The organism is Caballeronia sp. M23-90 (genome assembly GCF_053574605.1).
In genome coordinates this window covers 1-533 of sequence record NZ_JBSIPA010000967.1, presented here as the reverse complement: position 1 = coordinate 533, position 533 = coordinate 1, and the positions used below count along the sequence as shown (strand labels likewise).

Here is a 533-nt window from a genome sequence, read left to right as displayed (position 1 = left end):
TCACAAGCGACTGTGGCGCCACACCATCGGCGATGAGCTTTCTGTACGCAGCCAGAGCGTCATCGTGCGCTGCCGGAAACGGATGCTCGGGCGCGAGCCGGTAATCGAGCGAAAAAATGCGCGCGCCGGAACGCCGGGCAAACGCGAACACGAGGTTGCGATGCGTCGCCGGCGAGCAAAAGTAATAACCGCCGCCATGCAGATAAAGAATCGTGATGTCCGAAGGCACCTCGGGCGAAAGCCATTCGCCACGAAGGGGCGCGTCGCTCTCGGCATATCTTTCTTCAAGATGCCAACCGCGTGGGACCTTGGGCGACCACGCGCGCTTCGATGTCATTGCGCGTGCCTTGGCTACATCGATCCCGGGCGTGGCCGTTGCAGGGCGCATCCTGTGGCGCAGGACCCAACACATCAACGTACTCTGCCAACTCATGAACCGTCCTCTCTTATCCAAGCGGTGCTAGTTTGCGGGCATCACTTGCCCGCGAATCTCGCCCGTCGGGTTCGTTTCAGTATGTATGTTGAAGTAGTAC

The 533-nt window shown here is 59.8% G+C and carries 2 protein-coding genes; both read right to left on the bottom strand.

Features of this window, described 5'->3' with window-relative positions; genetic code table 11:
- Window positions 1-433 (bottom strand): alpha/beta hydrolase fold domain-containing protein (locus ACRXB1_RS37345; protein WP_449494932.1); only part of this gene is annotated, 433 nt, incomplete at its 3' end.
- A 27-nt stretch (window positions 434-460) separates the two neighbouring features.
- The coding region (locus ACRXB1_RS37340) for a CHRD domain-containing protein (RefSeq protein ID WP_449494933.1) at window positions 461-533 on the bottom strand (73 nt) is incomplete at its 5' end.